The sequence below is a fragment of the Mycolicibacterium aromaticivorans JS19b1 = JCM 16368 genome (genome assembly GCF_000559085.1).
Classification (GTDB): Bacteria; Actinomycetota; Actinomycetes; order Mycobacteriales; family Mycobacteriaceae; genus Mycobacterium; species Mycobacterium aromaticivorans.
In genome coordinates this window covers 3,492,574-3,512,844 of sequence record NZ_JALN02000001.1, presented here as the reverse complement: position 1 = coordinate 3,512,844, position 20,271 = coordinate 3,492,574, and the positions used below count along the sequence as shown (strand labels likewise).

Genomic DNA, 20,271 nt, shown 5'->3' with positions numbered 1-20,271 from the left:
GGAAATAGGGGTGGGCGCCATGCGAAAAGCATCGTGCTTCTTGGCATTCGGGTTGATCATCGGGACCGGACCCGCGACCCTGATATCGGCTACACCCGCCTCAGCGGACTGCACCAATGCAGGCGCGGCCACGGTCTGCGCGCAAGGCGAAGTCCGCGGCGGCGGCCCGACCGCGCCGATCGCCGGGCCTGCGTATCCGGGCTACTGCGCAGACCCGTGGTACTGCGACGACTCCTGGGGCATCGACATCAATCTCAACCCCCGGCCGAATCCGCCTCCATCTCCGCGTCCGCCGATCCGGCCTGGCCGTCCCGGACCTCGCAACTGAGCTTTACCTGTCCATCTTTCATCGTTAGGAGCAGTCGAATGTTGGTCCGCAATTTGATCAGCGCCGGGATCATCTCCGGCGCAATGCTGATCGGCAGTTCGGCAACCGCCGCCGCCGACGAACCGAACTGCACGGCTGGCGACCTCACCCAGGTCCTCTCGGGAGTCAACGCCGGCATGTCGGTCTACCTGTTCACCCACCCGGACGTGAACGCCTTCTTCACCGGCCTCAAGGGCAAGTCGCGCGACGAGATGCGCACCGCCGTCTCCAATTACCTCCAGGCCAATCCCGATGTCCGCGACCAGATCAAAGCCGTTCGCCAACCGGCGGCCGATTTCCGCGCCCGCTGCGATGCACCGATGCCTGACGACATGGGGCCGATGGGCTAGGAGCCTTCGCGAGATTGAACTGGCGCAGATGTGCTCTCGCACTTCCTCTGCGCCAGTCCAATTTCGACATCCCGAATAGCTAGCGGCTAACCCCGCGCGCTCCCAGCGGTGCCCTTCTTCTTTCCGGCGTCGCCGGCCTTCGCCGCAGGCGTCTTACTGCTCTGGCCGCTGGTGGCCTGCGCGCCGCCGATGCGGAAGTTGTTGATCGCGATACCCGGGTTGGTCTTGGTGACGGTCTGACCGTTGGCGAAGATGGTGCCGGCCAACGCGAGCGGTCCAGGTCCCGCATGGACGGTGTTAGTGCCGCCGAGGACGTTGAACCCGGCGCTGAAGTTACCGCCAGCACCACCAGCGGTCACCTGGTTGTTACTGCTCAACGAATTGACCGTCAGATTGTAGTTACTGCCCGCACCGCCGACGGTCAACGTGTTGTGGTTACCGATCAAATTGAACACCGCGTTCTGATACCCGCCTTGCGACTCGACCTGATTGCCGTTGCCGCCCAGCAGATTGAAAGCCGTGTTGTAGATGCCGCCGGTGATCGTCACCGCGTTCCCGGTGCCGAACCAGTTCTGCGCCAGATTGCCGTTGCCGCCTGTTGTCGTCACAGTGTTGTTGCTGCCGAACAGGTTTCGAACGGTGTTCGCGTAGCCGCCGGTGACCTCGATGGTGTTGCCGTTGCCGAAGAGGTTACGGCCCCAGTTGGCGTAGCCACCCGTCGTCATCACGGTGTTATTGCTGCCGAACAGATTGGTCGCGGTGTTCACCAGGCTGCCGACCGTCACGACGGTGTTGTTGTTACCGAGCACGTTGGTCGCCCAGTTCCAAATCCCACCCTGGGCCGAAACCGTGGTGTTACTCCCGAAGAGGTTGGTCGCCAGGTTGATGATCGAGCTGTTGGCCGCGTCGCCCGATTCGATGATGTTGTCGCGGCCACCAACATTCGTCGCAATGTTGAAAAAGCCGTGCGAGGTGACCTTCACGCTGTTGGCGGCAGTCGCGCGGCCGAAGAGATTCAGGGCGATGTTCCCCGCGCCGCCGGTGCCGCCCGCGGTGACGGTGCTGCCGTTCGCCGCCGAATTGAGCGGCGTGACATTCAATGCGATGTTGAGACCGAAGTTGCCGAACTGCCCCGACCCTTTGGTGACCGCGGCGCCGTTCGGGCCGAGCTGAGTGGCGATGCCGAACAGTCCGTTGGCGGTGGCGACCGAACCGTCACCGGCTGCCGTGGCGAACGTGAACGCGTCACCAGTGGTCGCGGCGGAATTGGTCCCGAGGGCGAACGCCGCGCCGAATAGTCCGCCGGCATGCGCAGTGGCTCCGTTGCCGACCGCGATCGCGATGCTCAGCGGCGTGCTGGAGCAGCTGGCGCTGTTGCCGAGACCGAAGAATGACGCGCAGCTCGCGTTGGCGTCGGGGGCCGATCCCAGCGCGGCGCCTGCGAATAATGCGCTCGCGGCGGCACCTGTGGCCAGGACGCCGGACACCGTGTAACGAGTCTTTGCGGTACTGATCATGACTATTCCCCGATCATGCCGAGAGTGCTGGTGGCGGATTTGCTATCCGGCAGCACTGAGTATGGCTTACCCGTTCGCGTTTGCGTCCGTTTTCTCGCTCAGGCAATCTGCAATGTCACGAAATACGAGCTGCCACTCGGGACCGAGGACGCCGACAGGCTGCCGCCGAGGCCGAAGAGATTCGCCACCCCGAAGCTGAACACCAATGCCAGCGCCGTACCGATTCCGGCCAGCTGACCCACCGCGTAGGCGACCGGATTGTCCCCGAGCAGCGCACCGAACCCCTGGCCCAGCGACTGACCGAGCGCGATCTGCAACGCCGGGCTGTTCACAACCTTCGAAATAACGGTCTGCACCACATCGGCCGGCGGCGTTCCGCCAAGGAGATCCCCGGCGAGATCGCCGAGCAGGCCCTGGGCCGCCGGATTGGACACGAACGCCTGGACCGTCGCCTTCGCCACCTGGCTCACCACCGGATCCAGGGCCGTGTTGTTCAGCGGGGTCGAATCGATCAGCTGATTGACGACACCTTGCGCGACCGTGCTGATCACGTCACGCACGGCCGGAGCCTTCAGCACAGACTTCAGCGCGTCCGGCACTGTGGCATTGAACGCGGCGACCAACGCCGGGTCCGACGCCAGCTGCTGCACAGCACCCTGGAGCACGTCGACAGGCGAAGCCCCGCCCAGCAGCGCCGCGACGATCTGCTCGGTGGCAGCCGACAGCGTCGCCGCCACCCCGTCCTGACCGAGGAAGCTGGTGACCACCGAGCCGGCCGTCGCGCCGAGCTGCGCCGCGGACGTCGGATCGGCCAGAGCCTGTACGAGCGTCGGACCGTAAGTGGACCCGAACAACTCACCGACGGCAGTGCGGAAGCCTTCGTCGGCCGACAAGCTGATCACCAGCGCCTTGGCCGTCGACGCCAGAGCCGCCACCACGTCGGCATTGGTGACCAACGACGACACAACGTCACCGGCGGCGGGAGCCAGAGCCGACAGGAACGCCGAATTGCCCTGCAGCCCTTGCCAAGCCACGTCCAGTGCATCGATCCAGTTGTCGCCCGTCAGCAGGGCGGTGCCGAACTGCGTGATGTAACCGGCCAGCGCGGCGGGGACGCCTGGCGCGGACAGGATGTCGGTGACACCAGCACCGGCGGCCGCGGCCACACCCTGCACCGCCTTGGTGTTGCTCAGCAAGCCCTGTACGGCCGCGCCCAGCGCGTTTCCGACAGCGGTCGCGGTGGCGTTGTCACCGAGCGCGGATGTCACCCAGCCGTCGACAACAGTGCCGAGCCATGTCGGGATGACCCCACCGCTGGTCAGATCGATGACTGCACCAGACACACCTGACGCCAGAGCAGCCTGAACCGAGGAGTTACTCAGGAAGGTCGCGACCTCGCCGGAGGAGTTGGCGACCACCGCTTTGAGGTAACTCGCAAGCGGCGCAATGTCGTTGATCGCCAAACCCGCCGCGATGGCGGTGGCTTGCGCACTGTCCGGCGCCACGGCGGTGGCGAGCACGTCCAGCGCGGTCTGGACGCCGGTGTTGCCGAGCACCGTGCTAGCGAAGCTCACCGCAGCGTTGCCGACGACGGTGCCGACCGACGACGGCACGCCGAGGTAGGTGTTCAGCGCGGCGGAGATCTTCGTCGAAACGAACTGCAGGATAGTGTCATTCGCGATCAGCTGCTGCACCTCGGCACTGACCTTGCCATTGTCCAACAGATCCTGGACTCCATTGGCGACGATCGGTGCCAGCTGGTCAGCGATCGGGCTCCAGCCCGGGAAATGCGAGTCGATGAAGTTGCGCACCGCAGTGCCGAGCGCGGTGCCTGCGGTGGCACCGGCAGGCAGCGGTGCGCTTCCCGTGACACCGGCACTGGGCACTGAAGCGGCTGCCGCAGAGGCGGTTCCACCGGTGACGACCGAGCGTGCCGACCGGGCGGTCCCGTCCCGACGGGTCGCCGCCAGCACCGCGAATGACACTGGCTCGGTGACCGGAGCCAACGGATCGCTGCTTCCGCTGAGCCCGTCCAGCGGCCGCCGGCTCGCTCCGGAGATCGATGCGGCCGGCTTGGCCGACGCGGCCGGCGTCGACGTCGGCGCCTTGGGAGCACGCGGACCCGCCTTCGCCGCGGTCCGAGGGGCAGGCTTGCCGGCCGAGGACGTCGTCTTGCCCGAGTCCCCCGCCCCGCTGTCCGCGCCGGCCACCGCAGGCAGTGCGACGATCAGCCCGCCGACACCGAGGGCCACCGCCAACGCTCCGACCCGACCGACGTAACGACCCTGCTGTCCCAGGCCCATGGCACCAACCCCCGATGTTGACGAAAAAGCTAATTTGCTAGGGGTATAGCACACGCCATGGGTGACATGAGCGTGTACGCGTAAACGCACTTATGCGAATTGTTCATTGCCTACGCCGGCCGCCTTTTGTCCCCTAATATCCAGCTCGTGGGGGGCGAACTGTCGGTGGCGACCTTGCAGACCATCATCAAGGTCCAGCAAGCGATCAATGAAGCCGAGGCGACCGCCGACGCGGTAATGAAGATCGTCGCAGAACAGGCACGCGAAGCGACTCGGGCGCCCGGCGCGGTCATCGAGCTCGCCGAGTTCGGCGAGATGGTCTACACCACCGCCGTCGGTTCGCTCGCGGGCACCGAAGGGCTGCGGTTGGCCATGTCGGGCAGCATGTCCGGCGAGTGCGTCCGCACCGGCAAGATCCTGATCTCCACCGACACCGAGACCGATCCCCGGGTGGACTTGGAAGCCTGCCGCCGGGTCCATGCCCGGTCGATGATCGTGGTCCCCTTGGTCGACGGCAACCGCACCCAAGGCGTGCTCAAGGTCATCTGCGACAAGCCCAACGCATTCACCGACGAGGACGTGAGCCTGCTCGAACAGCTGGCCGCGTTCATTGCCAAGGCCTTGGCCCGCGCGTACGTCATGGACGAGAAAGCCCATGCCGCCTCCGTCGACGCCCTCACCGGCCTGGCCAACCGGTCGGCGTTCCTCTCCGGGCTTGAAGGCATGATTTCCGGTGCCGCGGGAACCGGCAACCCGGTCGCCGTCGTGCTCTACATCGACCTCGACGGGTTCAAGCCGATCAATGACGTCTACGGGCACTCGGTCGGTGACGAGGTGCTGCGGGTCATCGGCAACCGCATCGCGACCACCTGCCGGGCCGAGGATCTCGGAGCCCGGATCGGCGGGGACGAGTTCGCCGTCCTGCTCGCGTCCTCGTTCGCCCCCGACCCGATCAGCCTGCGTAAGCGCCTGCTCACCGTGCTGCAGGAGGAGATGGCCACCAGCGTCGGGGCACTGACCGTCGGGGCCAGCTGCGGAACAGCGGTGGTGGGTGGCGGCGACCTGGCCGAAGCCGTCCTGGCCCGCGCCGACGCCGCCATGTACGCGGACAAGCGCACCAGATCCGAACCACGGCGCTAGCTGCGCAAGAATGCCCTGATGGACGTCGTCTCCCGCAACAACGTGACCCGCATGGGTGCGGCCGACGGACCGACTCTTCTGTTGGCGCACGGCTTCGGCTGCGACCAGCACCTCTGGCACCCGGTGGCAGCCTTGCTGCAGAACCGTTTCGACATCGTTTTGTTCGACCACGTCGGTTCTGGCAACGCCGACCCCGAGGCGTGGGATCCGGTCAAGTACTCGTCCCTGCAGGGTTACGCCGACGACGTGGTGGAGATTGCCGAGGCCCTCGACCTGCACGACGTGACACTCGTCGGGCACTCGGTGGCCGCCATGATCGGCGCCCTGGCGGCGTCCCGCGCGCCTGCCCGCTTCGGCAAGCTCGCGATGATCACCCCGTCCCCGCGCTACATCGATGACGACGGCTACCGCGGTGGCTTCAGCCGCGCCGACATCGACGAGCTCCTCGAATCGCTGGAAAGCAATTACCTCGGCTGGTCGCGATCGATGGCGCCGGCGATCATGGGCAACGCCGACCGCCCCGAACTCGCCGAGGACCTCACCGCGACCTTCTGCCGCACCAACCCCGCGGCCGCGAAGGTCTTCGCCCGCGCCACATTCCTGTCCGACAACCGCGCCGACCTCGCCAATGTCGGAGTCCCCACGCTGATCATCGACTGCCGCCAGGACGTCATCGCGCCGCCCGAAGTCGGCGCATACGTCCGCGATCACATTCCCGACGCCCAGCTCATCACCCTGGACGCCACCGGCCACTGCCCGCACGTGAGCGCACCCGAGGCCACCGCAGAGGCCCTCGCGGCATTCGCCTCCGCATGACCGACGCTGAGGATCTGTGGCAAAACGCGCCAAGCGGTCAGCTGGCGGCGACCCCCGACGGGCGTATCGTCGACGCCAACGCCACGCTGGCGTCTTGGCTCGGCACTACACCGAATGCGTTGCACGGCAAGCTGATCACTGATCTTTTCACCATCGGTGGGCGCATCCACTTCGAGACGCACTTCGCTCCGCTGTTGCAGATGAGTGGCCAACTCGACGGCATCAGCGTGGAGCTGCGGGCCGCTGATGGCTCACGCCGATCGGTGTTTCTGACCGCCAACGTCAAACGCGGGGCGGACGGTCGACCTGCGCTGCTGCGCGTCGACATCCAAGACGCCCGCGAACGACGCTCGTACGAACGGGAGCTGCTCGACGAGCGCCAGCGCGCCGAGTCCGAACGGGCCAGGGCGCAGTCATTGGCCGAGACCCTGCGGCGCTCGCTGTTGCCGCCGTCATTGTCGGTCCCTGAGGGACTAGCCGCAGCCGCTCACTACCACGCCTCGGTACAAGACATCGGCGGCGACTTCTACGACCTGTTCCCGTTGTCGCACAACATATCTGGATTCTTCCTCGGCGACGTGTGCGGCAAGGGTCCGGCAGCCGCGGCGATCACATCGCTGACCCGCTATACCCTGCGCACCGCAGCTGTCGTCGACCCCGACCCGATGACTGTGCTGCACCGGCTGAACACCGTGATCGGCCAAGAGCATCGCGATGGGCAAACACGCTTCTGCACAGTTATTTTCGGCACTCTCACCCAGAAAGACGACGGGTTCGAGGTGCGCCTGGCCAGCGGCGGGCATCCGGCACCGCTGCTGGTGGAGCGCTCCGGCGAGGTCAGCTATCTGGATATCACCGGCGGGATGGCAGTCGGCCTGACCGACCGGCCGCGGTTCGTCGACGCCGCGCTGCGACTCGCGCCGGGCGACACCATGCTGCTCTACAGCGACGGCCTGACCGAGGCACGAGTCGGTGACGGCAAACGCCGATACGACGACGACGGCGCCCTGCGTCGATTCGTCACGGCGTTGGGGCCGGTCGGCGCTGATGCGTTGATCGCCCAAATCCGCCAGCTGCTGGGCTCTTTCGGAGCCGGCATCGAGGACGACACAGCAGTGCTTGCGCTGGGTGTACCGCAATGATTGGAGAGCCGATGACGACGAGCTTCGTGGTGCAGCGCAATGATCTGCGCACCACTCACTGGGACGAGTCACCCGCACCCAGCCTGGGGGACGGCGACGTGCGCCTGCGCATCGACGCTTTCGCCCTGACATCGAACAACATCACCTACGCCGCGCTCGGTGACGTGATGAACTACTGGCAGTTCTTTCCGACCGCCGAATGGGGCACCGGTCATGTCCCGGTATGGGGCTTCGCCACGGTCATCGAATCACGCTGTCCCGGAGTGGAAATCGACGAGCGTTTCTACGGTTACTGGCCGATCGCCGACGAGGCGGTAGTGCGGGCCACCGATGTGCACCCGGGCGGTTTCGCCGAGGGTTCCGAGCATCGTTGCGCCCTGCACGCGGTCTACAACCAGTACGTGCGGTGCAGCGCCGACCCCGGTTATCGAGCCGACCGCGAGCCGCAGCAGGCGCTGCTACGTCCGCTGTTCGCCACGTCGTTCCTGATCGACGACTTCCTTGCCGACAACGCATTCTTCGGCGCCACGACGGTGATCCTGTCCAGCGCATCCAGCAAGACCGCCTACGGTACCGCGTTCTGCCTCGCACAGCGCGGCGGGGACGTCACCGTCGTCGGGCTGACGTCACCGGCCAACGCCGAATTCACCCGCTCCCTGGGCTGTTACGACGACGTCCTCTGTTACCAGGACGTGGGCACTCTTCCCGAGGTCGCATCGGTGTACGTCGACATGAGCGGCGACACCGCGGTGCGCGGTGCGGTCCATCGCAGACTCGGCGATCTGCTGGCCTATAGCTGCGCGGTGGGCGCGACACATTGGGATGCAATGGGCGGCGGCGGTGAATTGCCGGGCCCGCCGCCGCAGTTGTTCTTCGCGCCCGAACAAGCCCGCAAGCGTGCTGCGGAGTGGGGGCCGCAGGGACTGCAGGAGCGGCTGGCCGCGGTGTGGACGGCGTTCCTGGCACGCATCGACGACGCCGAGCGGCCGTGGATGACTGTGGTGACCTCAGAAGGCCGCGAGGCCGTTGAGCAGTGTTATGCGGCGCTGCTGGACGGGACCGTTCCGGCCAGTGAAGGGCACATCCTGTCGGTGTGACCAGTACACCTGCGCTAGGTCGAACCGGTCGTGTCGACGAGTTGTTCAGTGGCGTAAGCACTCTTGCCGCGACCCAGCCTCTTCGCCTGATACATCGCATGATCCGCGTCTCGCAGTATGGTGGCCGCGGTGTTCTCGTCGCGCTCGTTGATCGGGGCGATGCCGATGCTGGCGGTCATGCGCAAGGTGGTCGCACCGATGCGCACCGGTTCGGCCAGCGCGGCATGCATTCGCTCACTGAGTCCGTCCAGCGCCTCGCGGGTGGTCGGGCCGAACAGCAGCGCGACGAATTCGTCGCCGCCGAGCCGGGCGACCACATCCCCGGCTCGTACGGAACGCGCGAGGCGTTGCGCGGCGGTCTGAAGCATAGTGTCGCCGGCGTCGTGACCCAACGAGTCGTTGATGACCTTCAAATCGTCGATATCGAGAAACAGCACGCCGGACAACGCATCACGCCCAGCGCGTGTCAGCGCGTCGGTGATCCGGGCCAGCACATACGCACGATTCGGTAGGCCGGTCAGGTCGTCGTGGGTGGCCTGGTGGGCCAGACGCTCACTCGCGGAGCGCTCGGAGGAGATTTCGGCAATCTGGCGCGCGTGCACATAGGTCGCGAGGAATGCCGCACAGCACAGGTACGCGTATACGACGACGAGGAACCAGGCCGCCGGCCATCCGATCCTCTGGTGGATGGAGGTATCGGCGAACAGCGTACCTACGAACGCAACCACGCTCAGCGACAACACAATTGCCGCGCGCTGCCAGGACAACTCGACAATCACCATCAACGGAAGGAGCCCGATGAGCAACAACGGGACGTAGCCGCCCGACGTCAGCAGATGGAAGCCCGCCAGCGCCACGATGTCGGTCGCGGCGGTGGCGATGCGCCACCGTGGTCCGCTGATCAACTTGCCGGCCGGTGAGACCGCGAGAACCGCCGCGCCGATCGCGGCGAGCGCATAGACCGCGATCCAGATGCACTCCGCGAGCCAGTCGCCCGGCGACGTGCCGACGATCATCGCGCCGACCATGATCAGCACGACACCGAGCCGCAGCACCGCCTGGCGGGCGCGGCCGAGAGCTATCAGGTCCATCGCGGTTCAGCTACCACGGTGGAGCGGACAAGCCGCTCTTCATTACGCACTCGTCAATAATTTCACAGATTCAGCGAAGGCCGGCGAGACACCACTGTTTGATGCGACTTGATGCGACGCGCACCCGGAACCCGAAACGCGATCCTTTGCCAGTCTTCCTGATAATTTCTCAGGAACAATCTGCCCGAACAAAGGACACGGCGTGACCGCAGCAGTTGGCGCGACGACATGGACCGTGAGATTCCGCGACGGGTTGCGGAGTGTTTGCGCTGCGGGGATCGCCGCCGTCGTGTTGGCAGCTGGTTGTGGAGCCGCCGCGCCAGGCGAGGTGGCCCGGCCCCACGTCGGCCGGGCGGTCGAACTCGCAGCCACACTGGCCGCGGCCGTGACATCGACCGCAGTCGACGGCCTCGCTTCGGCACTCAAGCACGACGGCGCGAATTCCATTGGAGCAGCACAGACCCCGGCCTCCGTCGTGGTTGTGGTACCTGAGCCCATCTACAGTTTCACTCAAGGTTTGGTCATCGCCGGAGCCGCTGCACTGCTGACCCCGGCCTGGTACCTCGGCTTTCCGGTCACCCTCACGGGGAGCGCGGCGGTCCTGGTTGTCCTCATGCGTCCGTTCGTCGCCGCCGCGGGCGGAACCATGACCCCGGCTTTGACGGGAACCGCGGTGGCGGTTGGTGCGCTCATCTATGCGCTCTTGCCGCCGGCCCTGATCGTCGCGGGCCTGGTGCAGGCCGCGTCATCAGTGTCGCGGGCTATCTCGCTGCCCGCGGCCGCGCCGTCAGCCGACCGCGTGGCTCGCGTCGCGAGCGCCAGCGACTCCCCGGCCGGCACCGGCCGCTCCGGTCGCAGCGCCGCAACCCCGGGCGCGAAATCCGCGAATGCCGCGCCCAGCCGCACCGCGGCCGCGCTTCCAGCGAAGGGGCGCGGTAGCTCCCCCGCTGCCGGCACCTCGTCGAAGAAGTCGACGAGCACCGGCGGGGCCAAGCATGCAGTGGGAGGCAGCGGCCGAAGCCGCTGACGCGGCAACGGCTGTCACCCTTCCGGGGTGGTAGAGGTCCAGTTCTATTGAAGAGCGGCGCCATTCGAGAATTCGGATGTGTTGGGCGCGCCGTCCTTCGGAGTGGCCGTCACGGTGATGTACCCGGCTGGCAGCAAGGTATCGAGGGGCAGGCTGAATGAGAAGTCTTGCCCGGTGAGGGAAACATCCTCCTGCCCAAGGAATTGCTGGCCCTCGATATTCGGTGCATCGGTGGCTGGTGAGTAGAACACCTGCACGGTGTACTCGCCGGTGTACCCCTGCGGATTCAGCTTGCCGGATACCTGAAGCTCATTCGACGACGCGCCGGTCTGCACGGCCTGAATTTCTCGAGGGGCGGCCTGCCCGTCGTTGCCGTCGCCGTTGTTGAGCGAGATGCCGAGACCGCCGGCTTTCGCAGCGTCATTGCCGGATATCGAGTTGGACAGGATCGCGTTGCCTGTCGACCCCTTATCGATCGACACACCGTTGAATCCATTGCCGCTGATGGTGTTCGACACGATCTGAATCGTCGTCGAGTCGGTGGAGTAAATCCCGTTACCTTGATTCGCAGTGATGTTGTTGCCGGAGATACTGGAATCGGTCAGCCCGTCGGCGTACACACCATCTGATCCGTTGCTGTTGACGGTGTTTCCACTGACCGTCACGTTCGCGGAGTTGGTGAGCCGTACGGCTTCACCGGTGTTGGCAGCGATGGTGTTGTTGGAGATGATCGAGTTGTGCAGCTGGTCGGCGCGGAGCCCCGCGCCGCCGGCTCCTCTGATCGAGTTGCCGCTGAGGGTGACGGCCGTTGACTTCTTGAGGTCCACGCCGGAGCCGGCGCCGCCAGAGACGGCGTTATTGGTGATCGTGACATTGGCTGCACCGTCGGTCGCGATGTTGGCCGAGCCGCTGCCACTCACCGCGAAGCCGCTCACCTGCGTCCCGGCCTGAGAGGTCACCAGGATTCCGTCGTTGCCGAAGTTGGTGATGAGGCCGCCGGAAGTGAGTTTGGTGGTGACGCCGTCACTGATCACCAGACCGTTGTCGTTGGCGAATCCCAGGCTGCCGTCCATGGTGATCCTGCCGCTGGCGACGAACTCGGGGTTGGTTCCTGCAGGCGCTCCCGCACTCTCGGCGGTCAACCCGCCCAACGGATTTGTCGAGCCGACGTCACCGACCAGGACCATCTTTCCGCCGCCGCTCTGCAGATCCAACGTGTAGCCGCGACCGGGCTGGGAGTCGACCTTGCCGCTGAACGTGATCCCGCCGGGCTGCGGTGGGTACTGGGAGTAGTTGTCGAGGGCTTGGACGCTGACTCCCGCGCCCAGTATGGTGTCGCCGGACACCAGGAAACTGCCCTGCTGCGTGACGTACTTGCCCTGCAAAGTGACATCGTCGCCGTAGTTCTGAGTGCCGACGGTGTCGACCTGGAAACTGTCGGTTCTGCCACCGGCATCCGTTGTTAGTGAAGATAGCGCTGACAGCGACCCCACCGGTCGCGCGAATGTCGTTGTACCGCTGGAGTTAACCGTCAGCGCCATCGGAGTGGCAGGATCCGAACCGGCCGGGGTCGGGCTGTCGACGTTGCCGGAGAACGTGACGTTGCCGGCGCCGGCGTTGATCACGGTGTCCCCGGTGAGCGTGGTGACGCCTGCGACGGAGAAGTCGGCACCGCCGGTGGTGTAGGTCCCGTTCAGTTCGGCGTTCTGCCGGTAGGTCTGTGTCCCGGTCGTCGTCACCGAATTCGCGATGACCATGGACTGGCCGCCGGTCGGCCGCAAGCGCAGAACCTGGTCCTGCACGTCGAACATCACGTCGTAGTTGTTGTAGATATTCAGTCCGGTGTTGAGGTTGTCGCCCGAAAACGCCGCCGAACTGTTGGCGTAGTCGACCAGATTCACCGACCCGTTGTTTCCCGCGACGAACGTCCATGTCAGCGGTGGCTTGCCTTCGGCAGTCGGGAACTGCGCGACGAAACTCACGCCCGGTTGCAATTGGCCACCCGGTGTCTCGAATGGCCCCTTCTGGTCGCCAAGGCGAATGCTCGTGCTGGGGGCGCCGCTGTCGATGACGGTCGGTAACGCGCAGTCATTTCCGCAGCCGTCTTGTTGGATCGGAACCAGCGGGCTCGTCGGGGATTCTTGTGCGAAATAGCTTGGGTAGATACCGAACAGGTTCAGCTGCGGCAGCCCGGACACCGGGTAGGTGCCGCCGCCCGGCGCGGGGGCGATGGGAACGGCGTAGGGGAATTGCGCGCGAAGGCTATCGGTGAGACCCACGGTCACCTGCGGCGTGACACCGATCGGGCCGAGTTGAACGAGGTACCCGTTGGACAGGTTTCCGGGCAGCTGAAGCAGCGGGTTCGCCAGCAGGTAGGAGGTTCCCGAGACCGGCAGCACGGCCAGTGAAGCGCCGAAATCGCCGAAGAAGCTGCCCTCGATCGGTGGCGCAGCGGGATCGGTGAACACGAAAGTCCCTGTCTTGGGCGAACTTCCGCTCAGGATCGCGCCGACGTCGATGGGCGCGGTGGTGACCGTGTGGTTGCCCTGGCCGATGGTGACCGTGGGAGTGGCGACGACCGCGTTGAATTGATTGCCCGAGGTGAACAGGATCGACACCGGGTCGCTGGTGATCGGCACTCCCTGCCAGAAGGGCTGGTTGTAGCCGGCGAAGAAGCCGTTGCCACCGGTGTCGAATTCGTAGACTTGCGAGGGGTTGCCGCCCACCGCCACATCGATGCCGTATTTCACTTCGTTCGTGCCGGTGACCGGATTCTCGACCCACGGCAGGAAGTGCAGGGCGATCGTCTTGGTGTTGTTGGACTGGGTGATCGCCAACGGTGCGATGCCTTGAGTCAGCAGGCTGGAAAGCGCGGCAGTGGCACCGACGTCGCCGGCGAAGGTGGTGGTGCCCAGTGCTGTGACGGTCAGCGACTGCTTGCCGGCCCTGGCGGCGTCGACAGTTCCGGCGAACGCCGCGTCGCCTGAGCCGCCGTCGATCTCGACGTTGTTGTCCAGTACGATCGCCGGGGCGTTCAGGGCGACACCTGCGAGACCGCGCACGCCGTCGCGGAGCGTGAGCAGACCAGTGGCTGTCACCGCGACCTTCCCGGTGAACGCCGACCCGGACTCGAATCTCACGGCGTCGATCTGATCGGTGGTCAGGTCACCGGCGATGGTCCCGGAGGTGAGCACGACGCCGGCGCCACCGTTACCGGCACCGGCCACAGCCACGTGGTCGCTGGTGTAGGTGGTCGCGTTCCAGAACCCGGGATCGCCGGAAACCTGCACCCCCGAGCCGTTCTGCCGGAAGTACGCGACGCTTCCGGAGTTGACGTTCACCGTCAACCCGTTGGTCGTCGTGCTGGCTGTCACGCCCTCCGGGACGAAGAACAGCGACCGTCGGACGAGAACAAGTGCACCGGTGAACACATCGGAGAGCGGGCCACCACCGGAGAGCAGTGTGAACGCCGAATTGAACGCGCGGTTGACGGTTATCACGAGGGTCTGGTCGAGGCTTTGGGCGTGCGCTGCCCGGCACAACGGGCAGGCCGGATCCACCCGGGGAGCCGCCACCGATGTGGCACCCGCCGTCTCTGATGTCGCTGTGGCAGTGCGGGTTACGGCCCGTCGGCTGGATGCGACACCGCGCGATGGGGTGGCGGATCCGGCGGACGACGCGGTCTGCGGTGTGGCGGCAGCACTTGTCTTGTTACGAGCTCGAGTAGGGGCCTTGCGGACCTCGGCAGCGGTCGACGGGGTGCGGGACGCCGGCCCGGCGTGGGCACCCGCGGATGTAGACGGGGCGTCCGGTGCGTCGGCGGCCGCGATCGCGATTTGCGGTCCCGCCAACGCGACGCCCAAGGCAAACGTTGCTGCGCCGATCTGCCGTCCACGTTTTCTGCTCATCGGATCCCCCAAGTGCAGCCAGGCGCGATTGCCATCTAGGCCGACGAGCGTAACGGGAGTTGCCTGATAGCGCGGCCGATTCGTCTGACGGTTTACTCGTGGGTCAATCTGCGGTTGGTCGCTGTAGTCGAGTCAGCACCAAAATTTGCGGTTCGTTAAACGCGCCTGCCGAAAAGTCCTAGCATTCCGATACTCGGGAGGGGGACGGGATGCCAACTTCACGACGGGCGGCCCATCTCGGTGCGGCGGCGTGTGTGCTGGGTCTGGCCATCCTCGCGCAGCCGACCGGTCTCGCCGCCGCCGACGACGGCAGCGACTCGGGAGCTGCCTCGCCGAGGGACAACGCATCGCATCAGCCGACGATCAGCCCGTCCGGTGGTGCGCGTAACCGGCACAGGCCGACGCCGGCAGCCAGCGCGGCCGGGAAAACGGTGCACCAGTCGGCGGTCGCTCACTCACATCGCCTCGGCGGCAAGGACTCAGCTCGTCCCGCCGCGACGAAGCGCGGCAGTGCCACGTCGGCGGGGGTTTCAGCCGATGCCGCCGGGGCCGCGACGTGCACCGCATGTCTCGGCCTGACCGCCCCCAGTATTGAGCAGGGCCTTGTCACCGCGACAAACCACCTGTTCAACTCTGCCTTCGACCTGCTGGCGACGTACCCCGCCGGTCCCATCTCCAATGTCGTCGAAGGCGGCTTGCTTCTCATCCGCCGGACGCTCTTCGGCTTCGTCCCCACCGGAGTCAGCGCCAGCGTCAGCGGCGACTCGCTGATCGTCGCCGTCCACACGGGCAGCGTCGCCTACTTCCGCGACACCGGCACCGCCATTGAGGTGGCCGGCGACCCCGCATTTTCCAGCGCTCAGGAGTTCACGGCCACGTCGGTCGATCACGTAATGGCCGACGCCGCCGGTAACGGCGGCTGCGCCGGATTCGTCTTCACCGGAGGAACCGCCATCGCGGACTTCACCACGACCGGTATCGACTCGCTGCGGTTCGAGTCCGACGCGGCGTTCAAGGGAGCAGTCACCGCGAACTGGGTTCCGGGCAGCCTCACGCTGAGCCAGGCCGTGCGGGGCCTAGCCGGTGTCACCATAAACGCCCCGGTGGTGCTCCTCAGTGACACCGAGATCGACGCGGGAACCGGAAACGCCACCTTCGCCGGGACCGTTGACGGCAGAGGCTGGTTCGGTGGGCAGTCACTGCTCGTCACCGCCTTGGGCACAACGACTTTCGCCGGCAGCGTCGGCAGCAGATCTCCGTTGGGCAGCCTGACCACTCGCGGTATCGCGCCCCTGAATGTGAGGCAATCGCCGGACTCGGTGACCGTTCCGCTGCACTACCTGCCGATCGCGGGCGACGTGAAGTACGGCATCGACGTGGCGATCGGCGATAACCCGTCGCGGGTCTACCTGTTCGACACCGGTGGCAACGGCTTCTTCGCGGGATATGACCCCGCCGCGTTCAGCGGTGTGCCGCTCGGCGACGAGACCGCCCAGATCACCTACACCAGCGGACAGACCCTCTACGGGCGCGTCACACCGGCCAACATCACGATCGGCAGCGGCAAGCAGGCCGTCTCCACCGACGGGCCCGTAGACCTAGCCGCCGTGGTCAGCGCGACCAACGGCAGCGGCCAGCCCATCTCACCCAACGCGCCCTTCGGCACCCAGTTCGCGGGGGACTTCGGTGGCGCCTTCGGTGTTCAGCAGATCGACGGCCAGTTACTTTATGCCCCTGGTTCATTCGTCACCAGCGTCTTGTTCCAGTTGCCCGGTAACCTCTCCAGCGGCTATTTGACCCAACTCGGCCCGATCGGCAGCACACCACAGCTGACGGTCGGCGTCACCGACGAGTTGCGTGCCCAATTCCCTTACGCCATACCGATCGCCGCGGTCCCGGCGCCGAGCGATCCCCAGGATCCGGCGCCCGCCGGCTACTACCCGGTGTCCGGATATCCGCTGCTGGAGCAATTCGGCTTCAGCCCGACCTACACGGTGACCCCGGCAGATTATCCGAGTCAACCCGCCGTGATCCTTGGTGGCGGGCCACTGCCCAGCCTGATCGACAGCGGCGCGGGGTCCACCAGCGCCCGGCTGCCGGACCCGCTGGCAAAGCCCTACATGGACTCGTCCGGCCAGCTCATTCCGGGGACTGTATTCACCGGCGAACTCCCCACCGTGCCCGGATACCCTTCGCTCACTTGGAGTTTCACCGCCGGGACCATCGGCTCGGTCGACCAGGTGGGCTACTTGAACACCACCGGCGCAGCGACCGACGTTCCGAACGTAAACACCGGTCTGAACCTGTTCAACGACTTCGACGTCATGTACGACGTCGCTGAACAACGAATTTGGCTGCGGCCCAACGGTGGTCAATCGACGGTGAGCCTACAATCGGTCACCACCAGGGGAGCGCAATCCTACGGTCAGAACGCCCAACTGAACGGCGTCTACCGCACCGGCGGAGGCGACTTCTCGGTGGCCGGTATCACCCAACTCAACGGCGGCTCAGTGATCGATACCGGCCGCGGGAATGTCACGTTCTCCGGCACCGTCGATGCGACAACGGCCGGTGCGCAAGGGCTGCAAGTCAATTCGCGGGGCGCCACGAATTTCGTGCGCCAGGTAGGCGGAGTCAAAGCGCTGGCAAGTCTCACTACCGACCGTCCTGGCTCGACGGCCACCGCCGGAGTGACGACAACCGGAGCGCAGACCTACTTCGACCGACTGACTCTCAACGGTGCTTACGTGACCACGGCGGGCGCCTTTTACTCCGCCTCGTCGACCACACTGGCCGGACCCAGCTCGGTGAGCACCAACGGTTCTGCGATCACCTTCGGCGGTCGAGTCGATTCCGCCGCAGGCGCCGGCAATGTGCTGGGGCTCAGCGCGCCGAACAGCACGGTGAACCTCAACGCGGCAGTGGGCTCGAAGAACGCGTTGGGCGGGCTGAATCTCAAGAGCGGAACCGTCACGGCCAGAGGTTCGATCAGCTTGAACGGCGGCCTGCCGAATTCGCAGGGCGCGGGCCTGTTCATCGGTGACAACGTGACGGCCAAACTGGCCCACGGGGGGACCATCGCGGATTTCACGGTCAACGGCGTGCAATTCGACGGCGCCTCAACCTCCTCGGTGCTGCGGGGCTTCACCATCGCAGACAACGTCTACGACGGTATCCAGCTCGGCGGCGGGAACTACACCGGAACCTCGATCTCGTACAACACCCTCACCGGAAACTCCGGCTTCGGTATCGAGACACTGCGGAGTACCACTGGGCTGGCGATCCGGCACAACACCATCGGCGCCAAGGGCACCGCAAACGAATTTGGCTACGTCTCGGCCGGACCGAATGCCCAGGGCATCGTCCTGGCACCCGGCGACTACACGGCGACGGTGATCGCCGACAACACGATTCAGTACAACCGCCGGGCCGGCATCGCGGCGCCCGACGGGGTGCAAGGCCTGGAAATCTCCGGCAATACGGTGTCAAGAAACCAGGGCAACGGCATCGACTTCACCGGTGGGGACTTCACCGGAACCGTGGTCACCGGTAACACAATCACCGGCAACGTCGGCGACGGGATCTCGCTGGGCGCCGGAATCGACCAGGCGCTCAACGATTTCGGCAATCCCGCGGACGGGTACCGGGACAACACCGGGTCATCCGACCCGAACCCGTATGCCTACGGCCACTATGTGCTGCACTGGTCCAACGATCCCGGGTTCTACACCCAGCCGGTTCCGGCGGATCCTCAGGTTCTGGTGAGCTTCGATGGCGGTCCGGCGATCAATATCAACCTCGACACCGGATCGCGCGGCCTCTACATCGATCAGGGCCAGGTGCCGAATCTCGACACCTCCGGCGGAACACCGGGATGCGTCTACCTCAACAGCTCCAACCGGATGTTCTTCGGAACATGGGTGAACACCAGCGTCACGTTCCCCGATTCGACGTGGGTCGGCCCGTCCGCGCCCGCCAACCCTGCGGTGGCGACGGCTGACGTGCCGGTGCTGGTGGTGAGTGCAGTAGGCGCCTCGACGACCCCCGCACCGGGAACCAGCACGGCCACTGCGGTGTTCAACACCCTGACCGACCAGGGCACTGTGACAATCACCGACGGCACCACGACCCGGCAGGTGCAGATCACCCCCGGTGTCGGCGGCGTCGGCACCGTGACCATTCCCGGCGGGTGGTGGGCGAGCTACGACGCCAACCCAGGCATTCTCGGTCCGGTGATGAATTTCGGCGTCGGCTTCGACCGGACCGGCTTCGGGACCGAACCGACGCAAAACGGAAACAACCAGGACTACAACGCATTCCTGAACCTGACGCAGATGCGTGCGGGCACCATGCGCCCGGGTTACGTCATCACGGCCGGCGGAGTCATCCTGGGCCTGGATAGTTCGACGGCGGACTCGGCGGTGACCGGCGTCGGCCCGTACGCCTACACCGACCTGGCACCCTCGGGCCTGAGCCGCGGTAGCCAGACCGTGCCGGACTGGCAGCCGGCCACCGGTCAGGTGACCTACAAACCGGACCCCGCCGACCCCGGTACGTACCAACAGGGCAACCTCGGTTCGTTGGTCATCGACATCGGCATCCCCACCGGCATTCTCACGCTGCCGGGGCAAAGCGGATCGAGCACCTTCACCGGTGCGCTGGACGTCGATCTGCTGAACTCCGGCGGCAAGATCCACTACACCGTCGACCCCACGGACAGCACGAACCAGATGACCGCGACGGCCGTCGACTTCTTCGATCCGCTGGCCGGTGCCTTCTCGCAGAACATGCCGCCGCAGAGCGGACAGTTCTTCAATACCGGCCGTCGGGTGATCGCGGGGATGAACTACCTCTACGACGCCGCAGGCGGGTATCTGGGGCTGTACACACCCGCCGATCCCTCCGGCGGAAACGAGTTGCAGTACAACGCGTTCCATAGCGCCAACGGATCCTTCGAAGCCGGCTACTATCCGAATTCCACCATTCCCGACGGCGTCACCGACATCGCCATCGGGAACAACACGATCAGCGGCAACGGGGGCAACGGAGTCACCGTCAACGGTCACACGTCGAGCGGAAATGCGCTGACCGGCAACCGCATCTTCGACAACGCCGGTCTCGGCATCGCCTTGACCAACGGCGGCAACGGCGGCCAGCCGACACCGGTGGTCAGTTCTGCGGTCCGCGACAGGGCCGTGTTGACGGTCACCGGGTCGGTCGCCGGGATCGACGGCTACTCCGGCCCCTTCACGATTCAGGTGTTCAGCAACCCGGCTTCCGGCGGGGGCAACGTGCAGGGCCGCAAGCTGATCGGGACGATCGACGCCGCGACCAACGACTTCGTCGCCCAGTTCCCCTGGACCGTGACGACACCTGGCAGTCTGATCACCGTTGTCGCCACCCCGGCGACCGGAACACCGAACACCTCGCAATATTCCGCAGGGGTACCCGTGCAGTGAAGCGTCAAGTCAGCGAAATTACATCAGGCCCCCTCGTTGAGGGGGCCTGACCAG

General features: G+C 65.7%; 12 protein-coding genes. 8 read left to right on the top strand and 4 right to left on the bottom strand.

Translation table 11 applies throughout. From position 1 onward, the window contains the following. Positions 1 to 19 precede the first annotated feature (19 nt). Positions 20 to 328 (top strand): hypothetical protein, encoded by a 309-nt coding sequence (locus tag Y900_RS30975; protein WP_081845327.1) that lies wholly within the window; start codon positions 20 to 22, stop codon positions 326 to 328. Between the two features lie 38 nt (positions 329 to 366). After that, entirely contained in the window at positions 367 to 717 is a 351-nt protein-coding gene (locus Y900_RS16845; RefSeq protein WP_036343320.1) for a heme-binding protein, read from the top strand. A gap of 86 nt (positions 718 to 803) precedes the next feature. Here Y900_RS16845 and Y900_RS16840 read toward each other — a convergent pair whose 3' ends face one another. Both Y900_RS16840 and Y900_RS16835 read right to left on the bottom strand, forming a co-directional pair. After that, positions 804 to 2,234, bottom strand: a complete 1,431-nt coding sequence (locus Y900_RS16840; RefSeq protein ID WP_051660112.1) for a beta strand repeat-containing protein — start codon at positions 2,232 to 2,234, stop codon at positions 804 to 806. Between the two features lie 98 nt (positions 2,235 to 2,332). Further along, positions 2,333 to 4,537: a hypothetical protein gene (locus Y900_RS16835; RefSeq protein ID WP_036343318.1), complete on the bottom strand. Its 2,205-nt coding sequence runs from the start codon at positions 4,535 to 4,537 to the stop codon at positions 2,333 to 2,335. A gap of 147 nt (positions 4,538 to 4,684) precedes the next feature. Between Y900_RS16835 and Y900_RS16830 the strand changes: the two genes are divergently transcribed. Genes Y900_RS16830 through Y900_RS16815 form a run of 4 tightly spaced genes read left to right on the top strand, consistent with a single transcriptional unit; the run spans position 4,685 to position 8,732 of the window. Then, positions 4,685 to 5,677, top strand: a complete 993-nt coding sequence (locus Y900_RS16830; RefSeq protein ID WP_051660111.1) for a GGDEF domain-containing protein — start codon at positions 4,685 to 4,687, stop codon at positions 5,675 to 5,677. Positions 5,678 to 5,695: 18 nt separating this feature from the next. Next, complete coding sequence (locus tag Y900_RS16825) at positions 5,696 to 6,493, top strand: alpha/beta fold hydrolase (protein ID WP_036343316.1); 798 nt, start codon at positions 5,696 to 5,698, stop codon at positions 6,491 to 6,493. Beyond that, on the top strand, positions 6,490 to 7,635 hold the full coding sequence (locus tag Y900_RS16820) for a PP2C family protein-serine/threonine phosphatase (RefSeq protein ID WP_036343313.1): 1,146 nt from the start codon (positions 6,490 to 6,492) through the stop codon (positions 7,633 to 7,635). The genes Y900_RS16825 and Y900_RS16820 overlap by 4 nt, the downstream gene beginning before the upstream one ends. Before the next feature lie 11 nt (positions 7,636 to 7,646). Then, complete coding sequence (locus tag Y900_RS16815) at positions 7,647 to 8,732, top strand: DUF2855 family protein (RefSeq protein ID WP_036343311.1); 1,086 nt, start codon at positions 7,647 to 7,649, stop codon at positions 8,730 to 8,732. A 14-nt stretch (positions 8,733 to 8,746) separates the two neighbouring features. On the opposite strand, the gene Y900_RS30335 is transcribed toward Y900_RS16815, so the two are convergent. After that, positions 8,747 to 9,823 (bottom strand): GGDEF domain-containing protein, encoded by a 1,077-nt coding sequence (locus Y900_RS30335; RefSeq protein ID WP_051660110.1) that lies wholly within the window; start codon positions 9,821 to 9,823, stop codon positions 8,747 to 8,749. A 202-nt stretch (positions 9,824 to 10,025) separates the two neighbouring features. Between Y900_RS30335 and Y900_RS16805 the strand changes: the two genes are divergently transcribed. Further along, a complete protein-coding gene (locus Y900_RS16805; RefSeq protein WP_131536189.1) occupies positions 10,026 to 10,850 on the top strand; it encodes a hypothetical protein in 825 nt (274 codons plus the stop codon). A 44-nt stretch (positions 10,851 to 10,894) separates the two neighbouring features. Here the strand turns inward: Y900_RS16805 and Y900_RS16800 are convergent, their stop codons facing one another. Further along, complete coding sequence (locus Y900_RS16800; RefSeq protein WP_081845143.1) at positions 10,895 to 14,758, bottom strand: right-handed parallel beta-helix repeat-containing protein; 3,864 nt, start codon at positions 14,756 to 14,758, stop codon at positions 10,895 to 10,897. Positions 14,759 to 14,967: 209 nt separating this feature from the next. Here Y900_RS16800 and Y900_RS16795 point away from each other — a divergent pair, with 209 nt between their 5' ends. Further along, a complete protein-coding gene (locus Y900_RS16795; RefSeq protein WP_081845142.1) occupies positions 14,968 to 20,217 on the top strand; it encodes a right-handed parallel beta-helix repeat-containing protein in 5,250 nt (1,749 codons plus the stop codon). The last annotated feature ends 54 nt before the right edge of the window (positions 20,218 to 20,271 follow it).